Source organism: Micromonospora sp. NPDC047793 (assembly GCF_040642635.1).
Lineage (GTDB): Bacteria > Actinomycetota > Actinomycetes > Mycobacteriales > Micromonosporaceae > Micromonospora.
This window is the reverse complement of record NZ_JBEYSG010000004.1, coordinates 150,185-170,529: the sequence shown is the minus strand read 5'-3', so window position 1 is coordinate 170,529 and position 20,345 is coordinate 150,185. Positions and strand designations below refer to the sequence as shown.

The following is a 20,345-nucleotide window of genomic DNA, read 5'->3' as shown; positions in this document are numbered from 1 at the left end:
TCCCTTCGACAACCGGTGACGTACGCATAGAGGCACTGCGATCGGCGACAGGCCGCGAATGGCAGTTCGAAAGTTTCAACCCGTTGCCGGTATTTTCGTCGTGATGGCCGGCACGTTACGACGCGTCGACGTACGCGGTCAAGAGGGCTGTCGTATGCAGACACTACCCGCTACGGTGAGCCGAATCTTGGGAGGTTCCCGCAGCCCACTTCCGGAAATCCACCGGGTTCGAAGCCTGAAGGAGCAGCGCATGTCGGCCGAGACCGCGGACGTGGCCACCACCCGGTCGATCCGGAACCCGATCCTCGCCGGATTCCATCCCGATCCGTCGATCCTGCGCGTCGACGACGACTACTACCTGGCGACCTCGACCTTCGAGTGGTATCCGGGCGTGCGCGTGCACCATTCCACGGACCTGGTGCACTGGCGTGACACGGGCGGGATCGTCACCGACCGCCGCCTGCTCGACCTGCGCGGCTGCGACGACGCCGCCGGTATCTGGGCACCCGACCTGACCCATCACGACGGGTTGTTCCACCTCGTCTACAGCGACGTGGCCAGCTTCGCGGGCGGCTACTGGGACGCACAGAACTTCCTCACCACCGCACCGAGCATCACCGGCCCCTGGTCGGAGCCGGTCCGGCTGCACTCGCACGGCTTCGACGCGGCCCTCTTCCACGACGACGACGGCACCACCTGGGTGCTCGCGCTCAGCGCCGAGTGGCGGCCGGGCCGCGACCGCTTCGGCGGCATCGAGATCCAGCAGTACGACCCGGTCGGCAGGCGCATGCTCGGTGAGCCGCGGATCATCTTCACCGGCACCGAGGTCGGCCTCACCGAGGGACCGCACCTGTACCGCCGTGACGGCTGGTACTGGCTGGTCACCGCCGAGGGCGGCACGAGCTGGGAACACCAGGTCACGGTGGCCCGCTCGCGCGAGCTGTTCGGGCCGTACGAGGTCGACCCGGCCGGACCGATGCTCACCTCCGTCGGCCGCCCCGACCTCAGGTTGCAGAAGGCCGGACACGGCAGCCTGGTCCAGACCCCGCACGGCGAGTGGTACATGGCACACCTCGTCGGCCGCCCGTACACCCCGCTCGGCGCGTGCGTGCTGGGGCGGGAGACCGCGCTGCAGAAGGTCGACTGGCCGTCCGGCGGGTGGCCCCGCGTCGACGGCGGCATCCCGGCCGACGAGATCGCCGCCCCGGACCTGCCGACACAACCGTGGCCGCCGGAGCCAGCCGTCGACCACTTCGACGCGCCCGAACTGGCGGTGTGCTGGTCGACGCTGCGCCGACCGGCCGACGACGACTGGATCGACCTGCGCTCGCGCCCCTCGTACCTGCGCGTGCACGGTGGACAGTCGCCGACCGGCAAGCAGACCCCGAGCCTGGTCGCCCGCCGGGTCCGCACGTCGCACTGCTCGCTGGAGACGGTCGTCGAGTTCGACCCGCGTGATCACCGGCACCTGGCCGGCGTGACCGGGTACTACAACACCCGGAACTGGCACCACCTCTATCTGACCCGGGCCGACGACGGGCGCGTGGTGCTGGAGGTGCTCAGCTGCGACCGGGGACGACGTACCGCGTACCCGCAGCTCACCGTCGACACCGGCGGCGCCCGCCAGGTCGGCCTGCGGGTGACCTTCGACGGCCCGGTGTTGCGCTTCGAGTACGACCTGGGTGCCGGCTGGCAGCAGGTGCCGGTCGAGTTGGACGCCACCATCCTCTCCGACGAGCACGCCACCGAGATGGTCGACGGAGAGTTCACCGCCTGGGGTTTCACCGGGTCGCTGCTCGGACTCTGGGTGCAGGACATCGGTGGCGACGGACGGTACGCGGACTTCGACCACGCCACCTACCTCGACCACTGAACTACGCGGCGTCCGGAAAGTTCTCGATATCGCTTTCCAGCGCCCTGAACAGGCAAGATGCCGAGAGTCGGACGTATCGACCATTGACGCCTCGGCATCGACGGCCGTAACGTTTCGACCAAGTTACCGGACGCTCCCGGAACGACCGCATCGCCACCGCAGCATCGTCGCCGTGCCAGGTGGGGCGGGTTCGCGCCCCACGCGACCTACTCGCCGCACCACCTTGTCGGAAGGCCACCGGTGATGCCACCGTCCACCCAGCCCCGCCACGCCCCCTACCCCGCCGTCACGTTCCGGTCGGGCATCGGGCCCCCACCGGCTCGACCGGTCGAGGTGATCGACACCGGGCAGGTCCTCTGCCTCACCTTCGACGACGGGCCGCATCCGGTGCACACCCCACGCCTGCTCGACGTGCTGGCCCACCACGACGTCCGGGCGGTCTTCTTCCTCCGGGGCGACCAGGTCGTGAGGTATCCCGAGGTGGTCCGCCGGATCACCGCCGAGGGCCACGTGCTCGGCAACCACGGGATGCGGCACGACGACATGAGTGACTGGGCCGCCGGTCGCATCGCGTCGGACCTGCTGGAGACCAACGCGGTGATCCGGCAGGCCGTCCCGTACGCCCGCGTCGGCTACTTCCGTGCCCCGTACGGCGCCTGGGGCCAGACCCCCACCGTCGCCGCCGCGCTCGGCATGCGGCCGATGGGCTGGCGGGTCGCCGTCACCGACTGGGAGCCGCCCGGCACCGACGAACTGCTGCGGCGACTCACCGACGGTGCCGCACCCGGCGCGGTGGTGCTGCTGCACGACGGGGGCGGAGACCGGAGCCAGACCGTCGACGCTGTCGACCGTTTCGTGCCGTTGGCGCGTACCGCAGGGTGGACCTTCGCCCTACCCGGCAGCACCGTGAGTCGCTGACGGACCAGCGGGGTGACGACCCGGCGACCTAGACGCCGGAGTCGGCAGCGGCCGCACGGTGCACGACCTCCTCCGTCGTCAACGGGCTGGGCGGATGGTGGCTCAGGCACATCGGGCCCTGCATCTTGACGAACCGGGCACCTTCGACGGCGGCGTAGAACTGCCCCGTCCGCATCTTCCCCACATCCGGCACGTCGGCGCCCTTCGCCCTGGCCACCTCGCGTGCCGCCTCGATCTGGACCGGAGCGGTCAGCAGTCCGAAGAGTTGGGTGGCCGCGTTGCCGGGGATCTGGTTGTGCAGCCCCTTCGGCGACTGCGTGGCGAAGACCAGGCCCAGGCCGTACTTGCGGGCCTGCGAGGTCAACGCCAGGGTGCTCTGGGTGCAGGCGGTGACGGCACCGGACGGTGCCAACGTCTGCGCCTCGTCCATCACCAGCAGCCCGCCCAGGGGCCGGTCACCGGCCGGATGGCGCTTGATCCAGGTGAAGAGTGCCAACTGGAGCTGGTTGACGAAGCTCTGCCGCTGCTGGTCCTCGGGAAGCCCGACGAAGCTGATCACCGAGATCCGGGCCCGTCGACCCGGCGGAGGCGTGAGCAGTTCACCGGGGTCGACCGGGGTTCCGGCCCCACCGAACAAGGGGTCGTTGATCAGCGCCGCCTTGAGCAACTGCGCCATGCTCGCCGCCAACTTGGGCGCGCTGTCGAGTTGGCTGACCCCGTCGGGTAGCTCGTTGAGCACCTCGGTGAACTCGTGCAGGTCGTTGGCGCCGGTCCGGGCGTAACTGATCAGCGCCTCACGAAGCACCGCCCGTCCGAGGCGCGCCTTGTCCGTTCCGCCGTCCACCCGGGCATGCGTGGCCAACGTGGCGACGGCGGCGTTCACCGCGGCCGTGAAGCCGTCCGGATCGTCGAGCACGTCGGCGAACCTGGGCAACGGTTGGAACGTCAACGGCCGCCCGGACTGCCGGCCCGGCGTCCAGATCACCACGTCCGTCCCGGAGAGGTACGCCGCAGCCAGGTCCGGGTCCCCCGGACCCCACCCGTTCGGCGGTGCCGGCCAGGCGTCGCCGAGTCTGGCCAGGTCGTTGTTCGGGTCCAGGACGATGGCGGAGACGCCGCGCAGGGCACACTCCTCGACGAGCCGGCGGATCAGCACGGTCTTGCCCGAGCCGGAACCGGCGAAGACGACGGTGTGCCGGCGCAGCGATTCGAGGCCGATCCGCACCGGGTCCGGCCGACCGGGCACGACACCGAGAACCACCTGGTGCGGGTCGACTCCGGCGACGGGCGGTGGACCGGCGACAGGTGTCTGCGGCACCGCCGCGTACGCCGCCGCCGACGGTGCGCTGGTGGGGGACGCAGGAACAGGAGCCCGCCCGACCACCCGGTCCGGCGGCGCCTCCGGCCGGGACGCCGGTCCCGGCGCCACGTCGAGGGCGGGCACGACAGCGGCGGGCACGGCGCCGGCGGGCACGGCACCGGCGGGCGGACCGGTGACCGGCGCATCGGCCGGCCGGACACCGAGTGCCTCTCGCAGGCAACCGATGTCCGCCACCGGTCGGCGGTCGGCGAACCACGGCCGTAGGGTCTCCAGGCCGTACGTCTGGATGAGCTGCTCCAGGGCGGCCAGGCGGCGGATGTCCGCGGCGGGAAAGTCGAGCGTCCGCCCGCCCGCCCGCTCGAACGCCTCCAGCACCTCCCGGGTACGGGCCCCCGTCGACCACGCCGCGCTCCGCAGCAGGAAGAGCCGACGCTTGGCGATGCCCTCGGTGAGCCCGGCCGTGGTCACCGCGTTGCGGATCCGGTTGAGCGCGGCGATGTGGTGCGGGGCGCAGATCGCCCGGAAGGACCAGTGCTCCTCGTCCTCGCTCTCCTCGTCGAGGCTGTGTCGCAGCCGGGCGTGCAGGGCCGGCTTGCCCCCGGCCGGGATCGGGTCGAGGCTGAACGCCTCCACCGCGGAGCCCTGCTCGGCGATCCACGCGGTCAGCCCGGCCCTGAGGAGTTCCGGCACCCGCGCGTCCTCGGACTTCTGGCGGACGGCGGGCTCGGGATCGGCCCCGGCGACGAGTTCCGCGTACCTCACGTCGATCTTCCCGAACTCGTCCGCGCGACCCGTCGCCGACGCGCCACCCGCCGGTGATCCGCTCGGGACGCCGGGTCGGTCCGCCGCCGCGTGCAGCAGATGCCGGAGTTCCCGCACCTCACCGGCGGCCAGGCAGGCCCGGACGTGCGCGTCGATGCTCCGTAGCAACTCGCGCGGCGTGAAGCCCTCCACCTCCTCGAAGGTGGACGGGTGGACCGGCCAGGACGGATACGGCGGGGTGAAGCCGAGTCCGTCGAACAGCATCGAGAATCGCTTCTCGACGAGTTCCCGCCCGACCTCGGCGGAGGGGATGTGCTTGAGCCAGGCGGCCTCCCGGAACCGGTCCTGCACCGTGTCGGTGGCCTGCTCCTTGATGTTCTGCCAGGTCTGCGGCAGACAGGACACCACCGACAACGAGCGACGGGTGGTCTCCCGCAGGGCCATCAGCCCGCTGGCCACCTGTTCCAGCAACAACGAGGTCTGCCAGTCGGTCTCGCCTCGCACCTCGTGGTTGGTCGCCTTCACCGACTGCGCGACCATCAGGTCGATCTGGTCGACCGCGATCACCGTGGGACCGACCATGGCCAGCAGGCGGCTGGTGTCCTGGACCACCTCCTGAGGCGCTCGCCGCGTGCGTCGCAGCCCCCAGCCGGCGCGCAGACCCGGTTCCTCCTCGTCGCTGGAGCAGAGGAAGTCGAAGCCGATGTCCTGCGGGGCCGACTGCTCGGCGGCGTACAGGACCAACGCCCGCGCGGTGTCCTGACACTCGGTCCCGATCTGGCGATCGGTCTTGCGGATCAGGTCGACGAAGGCGTCGAGCGCCGATCGGCTGAGTTCGGTCTCACCGGTGACCGCCCGGCGGACCGTTCGCGGCGCGTCGACGCGGTCCGCCAGCCGGCGCAGGAACGCCCGCAGTTGCGTCGTCCCGTCCGGCATCGCCCTGGCGAAGCCCGTCAGCATCGACATCGCGGTGCTGTGCCAGAACGCCCGGGCCTCCAGCAACTCCACCAGGAAGAAGAAGCCGCCGCGCTGTTGCACCTCCTGACGCACCGTACCGAGCAGGTGGGTCTTGCCGGTGCCGCGCTGACCGAGGATGGCGACGCCCACCGGGCTGGAGTCGGGGCTCTGCTCCGCCTCGGCGAAGCTGTCCAGCACCGTCTGCACGACGTCGTGGTGCAGACCCTCGACGTGGAACGGGGTCGGCTTCCAGACGTCGTCCGGTGTCGGCGCCCAGTTGAACCTCAGCGCAGCCAGGGCCCGCCGCTGCTCGGCGGCCATCATGACGAGATGGCGATAAGGTGCTTGTCCTGGTTGCCGATACTCACCGCGGCGGCGCGCTCCTCCGGCCGGAGCACCTTCTGGTTGGATTCCGGCACCAGGTGGACGTCGCGCTCCCGGTTGAGCTGCACCAACGCGGCGTCGACCTCCGTACGGGGCAGATCCGCGACCGCAGCGCGCAGGTCGGCCAGCATGACGTAGTCGCCGGGACGGGCTGCCAGTGCCTGGTACGCCTGCCGGATCAGGGAGACCACGTCGACCGTGGAGTTCGCCGGATCGGTGCCGGTCGGTGACACGGCCACGGCCGGGACGACGTCGTCCTCCTTGATCTGCAGGCGGAACAGATCGTCGGCACGGGTACCCGAGTGATCGATCAGCCGCCGCAGGAAGTCCAGTACGACATAGAGCGTGCCGCCCGCCGTACCCGCGCCCTTCGGTGCCTCGGCTCCCAATTCCTCGGCGGCCCGGCTCCATCCCTTGTCGGTCAGGGCCAGGGTGATCGGCTTCTCGGAGACCTCGATCAGGTCGAGAGCGAGGAGTCGACGCCGATGATCCGCTTTCAGGCCGATCCCGGCGACATTGGTGAAGTAGGTCTGCGGCAGCGGCGCCGCCTTGATCATAAGTGTGACGAGAATGCACCGGTCAACGAGGGTCAGTTCCTTTTCCGGCATGCGGATGCTCCTCTGTGGCACGAGCTTTCACCACGTTGACGGTGATGATCGAAGACTCGGAAGGGGTGGCCGTGGTCCAGGTTCCGCAACGGGTTCGCCCCGCGCACGGGCCGATTCTGCCGACGGCGGCCAGCGAGCGCAAGGTCAGCAATCGGGCTGCCGATAACCGACAACCCGGCTGAGTCGATCTTCAGCGGTCCAGCGTGGACGGCATGACTGGAACACCAGTTCGGAGCTGCCAGTCGTGATCGACTAAGCGGCCGTTGCCAAATGTCCACGACAACAGGCAGCATGGCTGTTCGGCGAGAGGCCCGCCGGCAATTGGGTGACGCCGCGACCTCTCCTGCCGTTCCGGGGAGAGGGCAACGGAGGTGACCTGTGCAGTCTGAAGTGGTCCGCTACCAGGTCGATGACCAGACCGTCGCACTGATCGAGGTCGAACCGCCGGCAGGTTTCCAGCCCGCCGGGTTCGGCGATGTCGCCGGTTGGGTGCGGGAATCGGCCGCCCCTGCGGTCGCCGCTGCGAAGGAACTGCTGGAACAGGTGAAATCCGTCGCGCCCGACTCGGTCGAAGTCCGGTTCGGGATCAAGGCGACCGGAACGGCGAACTGGGTGGTGGCGAAGGCGACCGGAGAGGCGAACTTCGAAGTCACCCTCGCCTGGCACGCGCGCGACAATCCGGATCTCGGCGCCGGTCTGCGGCCCTGACGAACGGGCGACCCGTGACCACAGCCCCTGACGACAGCCCCTGGGTCGCTGCCCTCCATCGCGGCGCGAACCAGCAGCACCCGGTCGGCACCGGCATCGTCATCGACACGAACCTCGTCCTCACCTGTCACCACGTGGCGTTCGCCGCCGACGGCACCCTTCACGACGACCTGTACGTCGCCTTCCCGCTCGCCCCGAAGGTCACGTACTTCGACCGGCGCAAGGTCGGACAGTGCCTGCACGACGGCAGGCAGACCGCCCACGTCGACCTGGTCCTGCTCGAACTCGTCGAGCCGGTGCCGCCCACCGTCGTCCCCGCACGGCTGCGCTGCCTGGAACCCAAACCCCTGGTGGATCGCCCCTTCTGGGCGTTCGGATTCCCGGCACAGATCATCGGCGGCACCTCGGCCACCGGCTCCGTGACCGACACCGGCGGATACGGCCACGTCATGATCGACAGCGGTGCCGGTGGAGCGTTGAAGAAGGGGTTCAGCGGCGCTGCCGTCTGGTCTCCGGAGTACCAGGCGGTGATCGGCGTCGTCGTCTCCGCCGACGGCAACGGCCGGGGACAGGCGGTGACGCTCCACTACGCCGACGAGCAGATACCCGAGATGAAGCTCGGGACGCTGTCGGCCTGGCGGATCGAGGACACCGACGACACCGCGCTCTCCGCCTGGGGCTGGGCGCTCAGCGGCGACGGCGAAGCCGGCCGGCACTGGCTGCCCCGCGCCCGGGGAGTGGCGGTCGACACCGAGGGCGGCACCCGCTTCCGGGGACGGAAGACCGCCCTCCGTCGCATCGTCGACTGGATCGACGGTGCGACGGCGGTCACCGGTCCACTGATCGTCACCGGGTCACCCGGCGTCGGCAAGTCCGCGGTCCTGGGACGGGTCGTCACCACCGCCGACCGACAGATCCGCGCCACGCTTCCCGCCGACGACGTCGCCGTCACCGCCACGGTCGGCTCCGTCTCGTGCGCCGTGCACGTCAAGGGCAAGACCGCCGACGAGGTGGCGACCGAGATCGCCCGCGCGGTCGCCGTCGACCTGCCGGCCGCGCCCGCCGACCTGGTCCCGGCGGTACGCCGACGACTGGAGCGCCGGCCCGTCCCCTTCGCTCTGGTCGTCGACGCGCTCGACGAGGCCGTGGACCCCGGCCACGCCCGCCAGATCATCGACGAGATCCTGCTGCCGATGGCACAGGAGTGCGGCCGGTACGGTGCCCGGGTCGTGGTCGGCACCCGCCGCTCCGACGACCGTGGTGACCTCATCGCCTGCTTCGGCGACCAGGCCGAGTTGATCGACCTGGACACCTCCGAGTACTTCGCCGAGTCCGACCTCGTCAACTACGCCGAGGCGACGTTGCAACTCCTCGGTGCCGAGAGGCCCGCCAACCCGTACGCCGCACCCGGTGCCGCCGCGCCACTCGCCCGTCGCATCGCGGCCCTGGCCAAGGGGAACTTCCTCGTCGCCGGTCTCGTCGCACGGGCGCACGCGTTGCGCGACATCGACGCGGTCGATCCCGCCACCGTGTCGTTCACGGCGACCGTGGCGTACGCGTTGGACGCGTACCTCGCGGGTCTGCCGGCGGCGGGTTCGACCTCGGCCCGGCTGGCTCTCACCGCACTGGCGTACGCCGAGACCCCGGGGCTGCCGCTCGCCCTGTGGCAGACGGCGGTGACGGCGTTGGGCGGTGGGGTCACGGAGGCGCAACTGCTCGCGTTCGCCCGCACCTCGGCGGCGAACTTCCTGGTCGAGACGGGTGGCGGGGCGCAGCCCGCGTACCGGCTGTTCCACCAGGCCCTCAACGACGCGTTGCTGGCCGAGCGCGACGCCCGCGACGCACGACGCGAGGACCAACGCCGACTGGTCTCCGCGTGGGTCGACCGGGCCGCCGCCGACGGCTGGGACCGTGCCCCCGACTACCTCCTCCGGTCGCTGCCACCACACGCCGCGCGGGCCGGGCTCGTGGACCGGTTGCTCGCCGACGAGGGCTACCTGCTCCACGCACACCTGGATCGCCTGCTCACCGTGGTCGACACGGAACAGCTCCCGACGGCCCCACTGCCGCAGGCCCGAGCCCGCCTGCTGCAACGCACCCCGCTGGCGGTCGCGGCGGAACCGGCCGAACGGGCCGCGCTCTTCTCGGTCGTCGATCGCCTCGACGGTCTGCACAGCGGGATCACGGCGGCACAGGCCCCTTACCAGGCGCGGTGGGCGCACACACCGCCCCGCCAGGAACGCAGCGTGTTGGACGGCCACTCGCAGTCCGTCTACGACGTCGCCGCCATCGAGATCGACAACCGGCGGCTCCTCGCCTCCGTCGGTGACGACGGCACCCTCCGGCTCTGGGACCCCCTGACCAACCAGGTCGAGTCGGTCTTCACCTGCCACGACGACACGGTCCGTGGGGTGTGCGCCGTCCGCACCGGTGCCGGCGAGGTGCTGATCGCCACCGCCGGCCACGACGGCACGGTGGGGCTCTGGGAACCACGGTCCGGCCACCGTCGGCACGAGCTGCGCGGGCACGACGACTGGGTACGCAACATCTGCGCCATTCCGCTGCCGACGGGTGACCTGCTCGCCTCGGCCGGCGACGACCGGACCGTCCGCGTGTGGGACCCGGTGAGCGGCACCCAGCGGTACGAGTTGACCGGCCACGCCGGCTGGGTGACGGCGGTGACGTACGTGCCGGCCGCCGGCCGCCACCTGCTCGCCTCGACCGGCTACGACGGCGTGATCCGGATCTGGGAGCCGACCGTCGACGACCGGCCGACTCTGACCCTCACCGGTCACGTCGGCTGGGTCACGACTCTCTATGCGGTCCGGACACCCGACGGCACGCTGCTCGCCTCGGCCGGATACGACGGCACGGTCCGCCTCTGGGATCCGCTGACCGGCCGGCAGGTGCAGGTCCTCGAAACCGGCGGGCCGCTCACCGACCTCTGCACGGTCGAGGTCGACGGGGGGCTCCTGCTGGTGTCCACCGGCGAGGACGGACTCATCCGGCTGTGGGAGGTGCCGACCTGGGCCAGCCGCCCCAGCCTGCGGGGACACGCGAACTGGGTCCGCGCGGTGTGCGAACTGCGCACGGCGAAGGACCGGATGCTCGCCACCGCCGGAGACGACGGCACCGTACGGCTGTGGGATCCGGCGGGCGGCCAGCCGGACACGGTCGCCGACCAGGACCGCTTCGGTCCGGTCGCCGCCCTCTGCCCGGTGCCCGGCACGCGGGGGGTCCTGGCCGCCTCGGGTGGTGTCGACGGCCGGGTACGGGTCTGGAACGCCGGCACCGGCGAGCGGGTGCGGGAGTTCACCACGTCGGGCGGGCCGGTCAACGCCATGTGCGCGATCGCGGACGACGAGGAGCCGCTCATCTTCACGGCTCAGGACGACGCCACCGTCGGGTCGTGGGGCTCCCGGGACGATCAGCCGGTGCACGAGATGAGCGAACACCACGCCCCCGTCGCGGCGGTCTGCCCGCTCGTGGTCAACGGCGAGACGGTGATCGCCTCGGCCGGCGACGACCAGGCCATCCGGCTGTGGCATCCGCACACCGGCTCGGTGCGCGGGGTCCTGCTCGGACATGTCACGCGGGCGTGGGTGACGGCCCTGACCACGGTGACCTGGCCCGGTATCGAGGCACTCGCCTCGGCGGACAAGAGCGGCACCGTGATGCTCTGGGCCGGCGGGGACACCCCGATCTGGACCCGACAGGGTCATCAGGACGCGGTGACCGCGCTCTGCGCCGTCCCGGTGGCCGGCCGCCCGATGCTCGTCTCCGCCAGCGCGGACCACTCGATCCGGATGTGGGACGCCGAGTGGGGCGAGCCGGTGCGGTGGTTCACCGGGCACACCGCAGCCGTCACCGGCCTGAGCCTCGTCCGGATCGGCGGTCGTGACCTGCTCGCCTCGACCAGCAGGGATCGCACGGTGCGGATCTGGGACCCGGCCACGGGTCGACTGGTCCGCACCATCCCCGTCTATCACCCGGCGCTCGCCTGCTGCACCGTGGAGGACACGCTGCTGGTGGGGCTGGATCAGGGACTGCTCGCGTTGGCCGTCACCGGCTGACGCCCGATCGTGCTGGTGGGCGATACTGGGTTTGAACCAGTGACCTCTTCCGTGTCAAGGAAGCGCGCTCCCACTGCGCCAATCGCCCGTGGAGACCGCCGGCACCAGAGGTGCGGGCGGACTGCGAGCGGACGACGGGATTCGAACCCGCGACCCTCACCTTGGCAAGGTGATGCGCTACCAGCTGCGCTACGTCCGCGTGCCCCCGCGAAGTGCCGGGGACGCGCCAACTCTACCCGATGACAAGATCGCTCGATCGGCCACCCCACTTCCCGGAGTGATTGTGCCGGTCACCGTCGGGGTACAGACCTTCCCGACAGCACACCCGCGCCCCTGGAAGAAGGAGGCTGTCATGGGTATCGGAACCAGTGTTTTCCTGCTCGCGCTCGGCGCGATCCTCACCTTCGCGGTCAACGCCAGCATCGGTGGTCTCGACCTGGACGTGGTCGGCTGGATCCTGATGGCCGCCGGCGTACTCGGTCTGATCATGACCACCCTGGTCTGGGGACGCCGCCGCCAGGTGGTCGCCACCGAGCAGCCGGCCGAGTACCGCCGGGTCGAGGAGCGCCGGGACGTCGCGCCGCCGCTGTGAGCGGCGCCCGACGATCGGCGCGGCGGCCGAGGGAGCTGATCGGTCGCCCGGCACACATGACGATGGCGGCCACCGGGAACGGTGGCCGCCATCGCTGTCCGCGCTAGCTCTGCCTGGTCCGGTTCAGGATGCCGTTCAGATAGAGCCCCTCCTGGCAGGTCCCGGGCGTGGCGGCACCGACCGGGGTGCCGGGTTGCCGGCACTCGACCGTGAGGGTCACCCGCGATCCGGCGGGTACCCGGATCGGGGTGACCGAGTGGTAGTCCTGGTTACGGAAGTTCTCCAGGCCGTAGGTGACCACCCGCACGTCGTCGGCGGTGATGGTCAACGTGCCGGTGTCCCCCTGCGGGTTGTCGACCAGGAAGTCCGTGAGCAGGAGGACCCGGTTGCGGGGCACGGTGTAGCTGCGGGACGCCGTGCTGCCGGGGCTGGTCCGCAACGTCAGCGCGGTGGCGAACTGTCCACCGCCGGTCGCGGCCGCCGGGGTCGGTGACGGACTCGACGGCGGGGCGGCGGGGTTCTCGGCGCGTTCCTGCGCGACGGCCTCCCGGGCCGCCTCGCCGGCGGCTTCGTTCGCGGACGCCTCCATCTGGGTCGCGGCCTGCGCCACCCGCTCGTCGGCGGCCTCCTGGGCGGCCGACTGCACCGCCGGACGCAGCAGGCCGAACCAGAGCGCGAGCAGGAGCAGCAACAACGCCAACAGCAGCGCCAACAGTTTGAGCAGCCACCCGGAGAGGACGGGCTGCTGCACCAGGGTGCCGTCCAGGGTGATCGCCCGACCGTCCCGGTCGGTCAGCAGGGCCCGGAACGGCAGGTGACGGGGCGTGCCGCGCCAGAGCAACCGCTTCGCCCGTACCCGGAGTCCGGCCTCGAACTGCTCGCCCGCCGCCAGGACCATCGCCGTCGGGCGGGCCGCGAAGTGCAGTTGCTCCGCCCCGTCGGTCGCGGCGACGGTCAACGCCTCCCCGATGTTGCCGCCGTTGAGCACGGCGAGGCGGTAGCGGGCACCGAGCCGGGCCCGCCGCACCTGCGGCCGGAGTTCGGCGGCCACCTCGGAGAAGGGCGCGATGGTCAGCAGACCTTCCTCGACCGTCGCGGTCTCCGGCGCCTCGGACGGGACCACCCGTACGCCGTAGGGCAGGTCCCCGGCGCGGACCTCGGAGGACCGGGGCGGGCGCACGGTGAGCACGACGGTCTCGCTGGCGCCGGGATAGAGGGAGACCCGGGGCGGATCGAACGTCGCCCACGCGTCGGGCACGCCGACGATGGTGAGGTCGTACGCTTCGACGACGTCACCCGAGTTGCGGATCGTCACCGGGATGTCGACGCTTTCTCCCGGTACGACCACCGTCGGGGTGTCCACCAGGCCCAACGAGACGCTCATGTCCGCCCACGGTAGGCGGGCGTCGACGCCTGCCTACCGTCCGGCGGGGAACCGGCACGGGCAGAACGGTTGCCCGTTAGGTCCACGTTAGGTGCACGCGAAGTCACACCGACCATGCTCTGCGTACCGGCGTGGCACCCGCTGCGCCGCGCCGTCCGGGCCGGACCACCGGGACCGGGTGTCGAGGTGTGGGGGAGGCTGGAGATGCAGCGTGTCACGGTGAGCGTCCACGCGGAGGACCCGATCTCGCGGTCGGGGGTGGAGAGCCAACTGCGTGCCCGACCGGACCTGTGGGTGATCGAGCCGGGCCGGGAGACGCCCGAGAGCGTCTCGCTGGTGGTCGTCGACGTGCTCGACGAGTCGGCCATCCGGCTGCTGCGCCGCCTGCACCGCACCGGCCCGGCCAAACTGGTGCTGGTGCCGGCCCGGATCGACGACGCCGGCCTGTCCCAGGCGGTGGAGCATGGCGTGGTGGGGCTGGTCCGCCGCACCGAGGCGAGCGCCGAACGGCTCAGCCACATCGTGCTGGCCGTGGCCCGTGGTGAGGGTGCGCTCCCGGCGGACCTGCTGGGTCGGCTGATGGCTCAGATGGGGCGGTTGCAGCGCCAGGTCCTCGAACCGCGCGGGCTCACCCTGCTCGGGCTGAGCACCCGCGAGGTGGACGTGCTGCGGCTCGTCGCGGACGGGCTCGACACCCGGGAGATCGCCGGCAAGCTGTCGTACTCGGAGCGGACCGTGAAGAACGTCCTGCACGACGTCACCAGTCGGCTGCAACTGCGCAACCGGGCGCACGCCGTGGCGTACGCGCTGCGCAACGGCCTGATCTAGGACGTGGTTGCCTCAACGGGCGGGCCCCGCTGCCCCCTCGGGTGCCCCACCGGTCGAGGCGGCCGGCCGCCGGGGCACCGCAGGATGGCGGTGGCCATCCCGTACGACGTCCGCCTCGCGAGGTCCACGTGCGACGCATGATCGGAATCCCTGTCGTCCTGGCCGTGCTGCTCGTCGCCGCGCCGCCACCCGGCACAGGGGTCGCCGTCGCCGCGCCCGCGCCGGCCCCGACCACGCCACCCGCTCCGGCCTCGAACGACGCCCTGAGCCAGCGGATCGCGTACGCCGGCACCGGGCACCGCAGCCTCGGTGTCGTCACGGGCGAGGGCGCAGCGGCGACGGCGGCACCGTTCTTCGGCCCCGGCCCGGGCCACTTCGACGACGAGGTCTCGGCCCGGGGGTCGACGGTGACCTGGGTGGGTCGGCGGGACGCCCGCACCACCGAGGTCTACCTGCGCCGGGGCACGGGTCCGGTGCAGCGGGTCACCCGGAACTCGACCGACGAGTCCCGGCCGGTCCTCTCCCCCGACGGCACCCGGATCGCGTACAGCTCCGCCGCCGGGCGGGCCGATGGCGCGCACGACGTCTTCGTGGTCGACGTCGCGGGCGGTGACAGCCGACGGGTGACCGACGGCACCGGCGACAACAGGTGGCCGACCTGGTCGCCGGCGGGTACGACGCTGGCCTTCGCCGGGCTGCGCGGCGACGCCACCGTCCCGCAGGTCTACCGGATCTCCGCCGACGGCGGCCCCGCCGTGCAGGTGACCACCGAGCCCACCGGGGCCGCCGAGCCGGCCTGGGACCCGATCCCGGCGCACGGGCGCCTCGCCTACACCGTCGGACCGGCCGAACCGGCCCCCGAGGTGTGGCTGATCGCGCCGGACGGCACCGGTCGGGCCCAGATGCTGCCCGGCGGCTGGCAGGCCCGACAGCCCGCGTGGACCGCCGACGGGGCGACCGTGGCGTTCGTCAGCCGGACGCTGCCGGACGGCGGATCGGCCGGAGACGTCGACCGGCTCTACTCGGTGCTGGTGCAGGAGGACGTGTGCCAGTGCGTGGTGGTGCAACGACTCGACGAGAACCGGGACGTCACTCATCCCACCTGGTACACCGTCCCCGGCAGCGACACCGAGTCCCTGCTGGTCGGCCGGACCAGCGCCCTCGACCGGACCACCGCCACCCTCCAGGACATCCGGCCGGACGGGGTGGACCCGCGTGACCTGGGCGTACCGGTGCTTCGCGAGGACCCGGGGGCGCTCGACAACTCCTTACTGCTCTGGGAGCCGGAGGACGGTGACCCGTGGTTCGAGCGGCAGGCGTACTCCCCGGACGGGCGACAGATCGCGGTCACGCGGTTCGAGACGGTCGACGGCGTACGGACCGAACGGCTCTGGATCGTCGACGCCGACGGGGGTCGACCCCGCCTGCTGCCGATCGCCGGGCGGGGCAGCGGCGACCGGGAGACCGACCCGGCGTGGTCGCCGGACGGCACCCGGCTGGCCCTGGTCCGCAACTCGCCGGGCGACGGCCCGGGGGGACGAACCCCGTCCCGGATCGAGGTGGTCGACGCCGTCGACGGGGAACTCCTGCTGGACCTGCCGGTCCCGGTCCCGCTGGCCGGACTCGACGACACCCAGCCGGCCTGGTCGCCCGACGGCACCCAGATCGCCTTCACCCGGGGCACCTACCGGGGTGAGGTGTCCACCCACATCTGGACCGCCAACGCCGGCAACGGCCTCGACCAGACCGACCTGACCGAGACGATCTGCGGCGTCGGATGCCCGGTCGTCGATGACAGCGCCGCGTACTCTCCGGACGGCACCCGCCTGGTCTTCAACCGGGAGGCCGACGGTCTGGTCCTGCTCGACCTGGACGACGGCGACTGCCGGCTGCTGCTGCCCGCCGGTGGCGGATCCTGCGCACTGCCGGTGCCCGACTCCGAGGACGCCCCGCACCAGCCCCGCGACGTGGCCTGGTCGCCGGACGGCGAGCGGCTCGCCTTCTCGGCCCGCCGCGCCGAGGGCAACAACGCACCCGAGGCACTGTGGAGCTACGACCTGGCCGACGGCACGGTCGGCCCGCTCACCGCGCACCTGCCCGGACGGCAGAAGGAGCCGAGCTGGCAGCGTCGCGTGGATGTCGCCACCTCCGTGTCGGCACCGGCGCCGACCACCACGGTCGGCGGCCGGACCTCGCTGCGGCTCGCCGTCACCGACCAGGGGCCGACCGCCGCCGACGACGTCCAGGGCGTCCTGCGCGTACCGGCCGGACTGTCGGTGACCGGCCTCGACACACCGGCCGGCGAGTGCGACCTCGCCACCCTGCGCTGCGCGCTGGGTCGAGTCGAGGTGGGACGTACCGTCGAGGTCCGGGTCGACCTGGTGGGTACTGCTCCCGGCAGCTTCGAGGTGGGCTGGTCGGTCGAGACCAGCCCGACCGACGCGGACCCCTCGGACAACGCCACGGTGACCACCGTCCGGATCGTGCCCGCGCCGGCGGGCAGCCCGGCCGACCCGACGATCACCGTCTCGGTCGACCCGCAGCCGGGATACGTCGGCGGTGTCGTCACCGTCCGGTACACGGTGCGCAACGCGGGCGGGACCACCGCGACCGGCCTGCGGGTCCGCGCCGACCTGCCCGACGGGGTACCGGCCGGCGGGCTCCTGCCCGACTGCCGCGACGACGGCTGCCCGGTGCCGGACCTCGCCCCCGGCGCCGCCGCCACCGTGGGGGGCACACTCGCCCCCGGCGCGGCCCTCGACACGACCGTCCGGGGCACCGTCTCCACCACCGGCGGCAACGCCGACCTCGACAACGACACCGCCACCGCGCGGCTGCGCGTGCTCCAGCCCCGGATCGTGGCGGTGCCGGAGATCGGGCCGCCCGGCTTCGTCGCCGCGATCCGGGGAGTCGACTTCCCACCCCGGCAACCGGTCCGCCTGGCCTGGGACGTCGGCATCACCGCCACCGCCGCACCGGTCCGGCCGGCCGCCGACGGCACCTTCACCGCCCAGGTGCTGGTGCTGCCGAAGGACCGGCTGGGCCAACGCCGGGCGGTGGCCACCGGCACCGGGTTCCGCCCGGTGAGCACACCGTTCCTGGTGGTGCTGCCGGCCCAGCAACCGCCCGGACTGCTGCGCCGCAGTTGGTGACGACGATGGGAGCGGGCGCGTGATACACGAGATCGACGAGGCCCTACGCGGGCTGGTCGCCACCGAGGAGCTGACCGGCACCGGCGTGGAGGTGTCGTTCGACGCACCCACCCGGGACTGGGCGACCCGCCGCAACGCACCGACGGTGAACCTGTTCCTCTACGACATCCGGGAGGACCGGTCCCGGTACTTCCAGGGCCGGGTCGCCGAGCGGGACGCCACCGGCCAGACGGTGGCCTGGCACGACTCGCCGCACTTCTTCGCGCTGTCCTACCTGGTCACCGCGTGGACCAACCGGCCCACCGACGAACACCGCCTGCTCGCCACCCTGCTCGCCGGTCTGATCCGGTACGACGAGCTGCCGGCCGAGCGGATGACCGGCTCGCTGGCGGCGCTGGGCCTCTCGGTGCCGATGTCGGTCGCCGCACCACCCGGCGAGGGGCGGGCGCTGGCCGACGTGTGGACCGCGCTCGGCGGCGAACTCAAACCGTCGCTGGACCTGGTGGTCACCGCCCCGGTGTCGACCCGCCGGTCGCCGGCCGCGCCGCCGGTGCGGGAACGGACCGTCCAGGTCGGCGACCTCACCGGGGCACGGGTGAGTCGGCGCACGCACACGGTGACCGATCCCCGCCGGAACGGCGACGGTCGGCCTGCCGGACCGGGCGGTCTGCGGTGAGCGACACGGCCTACCTGTCGGAGCGGCTCGGGCTGGTCGCCGCGCGGGTCCGGCAGGCGGTGACCGAGCGCCGCCGGGACGACCCCGATCCGGACGACGCCTTCCGGGGGCTGTACGTGTCAGCGGACCACGCCGAACGCCTCGCCGCCGTCGCGAGCACGGGGGTGGGATGTAAGGAGGGGTCCCCTGCTATACACGAGGCGTTAGCAGGGGACCCCTCCTTACATCCCGGCGGGGACGAGCCGCGACTGCTCCGGCTGGCCCGCCGTTTCGGACTCACCCCGTTGGACGTGGACTTCCTGCTGGTCGCGTTGCTCCCCGACGTCGAAGCCCGGTACGAGAAGCTCTACGGCTATCTCCACGACGACGTCAGCCGGCGTCGGGCCACCATCGGGCTGGCCCTGGAACTCTGCGGGATCCCCGCCTCGGCGGTCACCGGACGGTCCCGGTTCACCGGCTCCGCGCCCCTGGTCGGTGGCGGGTTGGTGCTGGTCGAGCAGCCGGACCAGCCGTACCTGTCCCGGCCGTTGCGGGTACCCGACCGGGTGGCCGGGTACCTGCTCGGCGACGACACCGTCGACGCCCGGCTCACCGGGTCGGCGTGGCCCGTCGGGGACGACACGACCCCGCCGTCCGACACCGCGCACCGCCTCGGCACGGCGGTACGCGCCGGGGTGCGCCTGGCCTACCTGCGGGAACAGCCCGGCGCCGTCGCCGACGACCTGGGGGTCGCGGCGCTGCTCTCGGCCGGCTGGGCGGTGCTCCGACTGGACCTGGACGCGCTGGTCGCCGATCCGGCCCCGGCCGACGTGCTGACGGCGGCGGTGCGGGAGGCCCGACTGCGTGGTGGCGGTCTGGTCGCCGGGCCGGTCCAGGCACTCGACCCGATCGGGCAGCCGGCACACGCCCGGCTGCTGCGTCGGGTCGCCGAGCAGCCGGTGCCGGTGCTGCTCACCGGGACGGTCGAGTGGGATCCGCACTGGAGTCGGCAGGCGCCGCTGCTGGTCACCGCCACACCCCTGGACGAGCAGGGCCGGGCCCGACTGTGGCACACGGCGGGTGCCGCGCGGGCCGCCGACCGGCCCGAGGGCTGGACCGACGGCGTGGACCCGGCGCGCGAGCTGGCCGCGTACCTGCTCGGTCCGGACCAGATCCGGCGGGCCGCGCAGGCCGCCGACCAACTCGCGCTCTTCGAGGGCGCGGACCGGGTGGACGCCGGTCACCTGCGCGCGGGGGTACGCGGACAGAACGCCGGTGGCCTGGCCCGGCTGTCCCGGCGGATCGAGCCCGGCGTGGGCTGGCCCGATCTGGTGCTGCCCGACCGGGTGCACGACCAGTTGCGGGAGCTGGCCCTGCGGGTGCGATACCGGGACCGGGTGCTGGGCCGGTGGCGGATGCGTCCCGGCGGCGGGCGGGGGCGTGGGGTGCTGGCGCTGTTCGCCGGTGACTCGGGCACCGGCAAGACCATGTCGGCGGAGGTGGTCGCTGCCGATCTCGGCCTGGACCTGTACGTCGTGGACCTGTCCACGGTCGTGGACAAGTACGTCGGCCAGACGGAGAAGAACCTGGAGCGGATCTTCACCGAGGCGGCCGGTGTCAACGGCCTGCTGCTCTTCGACGAGGCGGACGCCATCTTCGGCAAGCGGTCGGAGGTCAAGGACGCCCGGGACCGGTACGCCAACCTGGAGAGCGCCTACCTGCTGCAACGGATGGAGTCGTTCGACGGCGTCGCGGTGCTCACCACGAACCTGCGCGCCAACCTGGACGAGGCGTTCACCCGGCGGCTCGACCTGATCGTCGACTTCGCCATGCCGGACGTGGCGCAGCGGCGGGCGCTCTGGGACCGCTGCCTCGGCACCGAGCTGCCCCGCGACCCCGACCTGGACCTGGACTTCTGCGCCGGCAGCTTCGAGCTGGCCGGTGGCAGCATCCGGGCCTGCGTGGTGACCGCCGCCTACCTGGCAGCGCAGGCCGGTCGGCCGGTACGCATGGCGGACCTGGTCGGTGCGGTGCAGCGCGAGTACCGCAAGCTCGGCCGACTGCTGTTGGAGAGCGAGTTCGGCGCGCACCAACCACGCGGGGAACCCGCGCGGGTCCACTGACGAGGGG

General features: G+C 72.3%; 12 protein-coding genes and 2 tRNA genes. 9 read left to right on the top strand and 5 right to left on the bottom strand.

The genetic code is table 11. The annotated features are described in order from the left end of the window. The first annotated feature begins 250 nt into the window (after positions 1–250). Positions 251–1,873, top strand: coding sequence for a glycoside hydrolase family 43 protein (locus ABZ738_RS10910; RefSeq protein ID WP_357212433.1), 1,623 nt, complete (start codon positions 251–253; stop codon positions 1,871–1,873). Between the two features lie 243 nt (positions 1,874–2,116). Beyond that, positions 2,117–2,791 carry a polysaccharide deacetylase family protein gene (locus ABZ738_RS10905; protein ID WP_131051337.1) on the top strand — a complete coding sequence of 225 codons (675 nt, stop codon included), beginning with the start codon at positions 2,117–2,119 and terminating at the stop codon, positions 2,789–2,791. A gap of 28 nt (positions 2,792–2,819) precedes the next feature. Here the strand turns inward: ABZ738_RS10905 and ABZ738_RS10900 are convergent, their stop codons facing one another. Further along, positions 2,820–6,155, bottom strand: coding sequence for a DUF87 domain-containing protein (locus ABZ738_RS10900; RefSeq protein ID WP_357212431.1), 3,336 nt, complete (start codon positions 6,153–6,155; stop codon positions 2,820–2,822). Beyond that, positions 6,152–6,772, bottom strand: coding sequence for a hypothetical protein (locus ABZ738_RS10895; protein WP_236145560.1), 621 nt, complete (start codon positions 6,770–6,772; stop codon positions 6,152–6,154). The genes ABZ738_RS10900 and ABZ738_RS10895 overlap by 4 nt, the downstream gene beginning before the upstream one ends. 429 nt (positions 6,773–7,201) lie before the next feature. Here ABZ738_RS10895 and ABZ738_RS10890 point away from each other — a divergent pair, with 429 nt between their 5' ends. Together ABZ738_RS10890 and ABZ738_RS10885 are read left to right on the top strand one after the other, a co-directional pair. Beyond that, on the top strand, positions 7,202–7,531 hold the full coding sequence (locus ABZ738_RS10890) for a CU044_2847 family protein (protein ID WP_131051340.1): 330 nt from the start codon (positions 7,202–7,204) through the stop codon (positions 7,529–7,531). A 14-nt stretch (positions 7,532–7,545) separates the two neighbouring features. After that, on the top strand, positions 7,546–11,604 hold the full coding sequence (locus tag ABZ738_RS10885; protein ID WP_357212428.1) for a trypsin-like peptidase domain-containing protein: 4,059 nt from the start codon (positions 7,546–7,548) through the stop codon (positions 11,602–11,604). Between the two features lie 13 nt (positions 11,605–11,617). On the opposite strand, the gene ABZ738_RS10880 is transcribed toward ABZ738_RS10885, so the two are convergent. Then, positions 11,618–11,692, bottom strand: a tRNA-Val gene (locus ABZ738_RS10880). A 38-nt stretch (positions 11,693–11,730) separates the two neighbouring features. Next, positions 11,731–11,803: transfer RNA gene (locus tag ABZ738_RS10875), tRNA-Gly, on the bottom strand. Between the two features lie 153 nt (positions 11,804–11,956). On the opposite strand from ABZ738_RS10875, the gene ABZ738_RS10870 reads away from it, so the two are divergent. After that, on the top strand, positions 11,957–12,196 hold the full coding sequence (locus ABZ738_RS10870) for a DUF6458 family protein (RefSeq protein WP_131051342.1): 240 nt from the start codon (positions 11,957–11,959) through the stop codon (positions 12,194–12,196). 103 nt (positions 12,197–12,299) lie between these two features. Here the strand turns inward: ABZ738_RS10870 and ABZ738_RS10865 are convergent, their stop codons facing one another. Further along, a complete protein-coding gene (locus tag ABZ738_RS10865; protein ID WP_357212425.1) occupies positions 12,300–13,580 on the bottom strand; it encodes a hypothetical protein in 1,281 nt (426 codons plus the stop codon). A 219-nt stretch (positions 13,581–13,799) separates the two neighbouring features. Between ABZ738_RS10865 and ABZ738_RS10860 the strand changes: the two genes are divergently transcribed. From ABZ738_RS10860 to ABZ738_RS10845, 4 genes are all read left to right on the top strand, one after another. Further along, entirely contained in the window at positions 13,800–14,408 is a 609-nt protein-coding gene (locus ABZ738_RS10860) for a response regulator transcription factor (protein WP_217705967.1), read from the top strand. Between the two features lie 137 nt (positions 14,409–14,545). Beyond that, positions 14,546–17,560: a hypothetical protein gene (locus tag ABZ738_RS10855; protein ID WP_357212423.1), complete on the top strand. Its 3,015-nt coding sequence runs from the start codon at positions 14,546–14,548 to the stop codon at positions 17,558–17,560. Between the two features lie 19 nt (positions 17,561–17,579). Continuing rightward, a complete protein-coding gene (locus ABZ738_RS10850) occupies positions 17,580–18,236 on the top strand; it encodes a DUF4255 domain-containing protein (RefSeq protein WP_357212421.1) in 657 nt (218 codons plus the stop codon). Beyond that, positions 18,233–20,338 (top strand): ATP-binding protein, encoded by a 2,106-nt coding sequence (locus ABZ738_RS10845; protein ID WP_357212419.1) that lies wholly within the window; start codon positions 18,233–18,235, stop codon positions 20,336–20,338. The genes ABZ738_RS10850 and ABZ738_RS10845 overlap by 4 nt, the downstream gene beginning before the upstream one ends. Positions 20,339–20,345 lie beyond the last annotated feature (7 nt).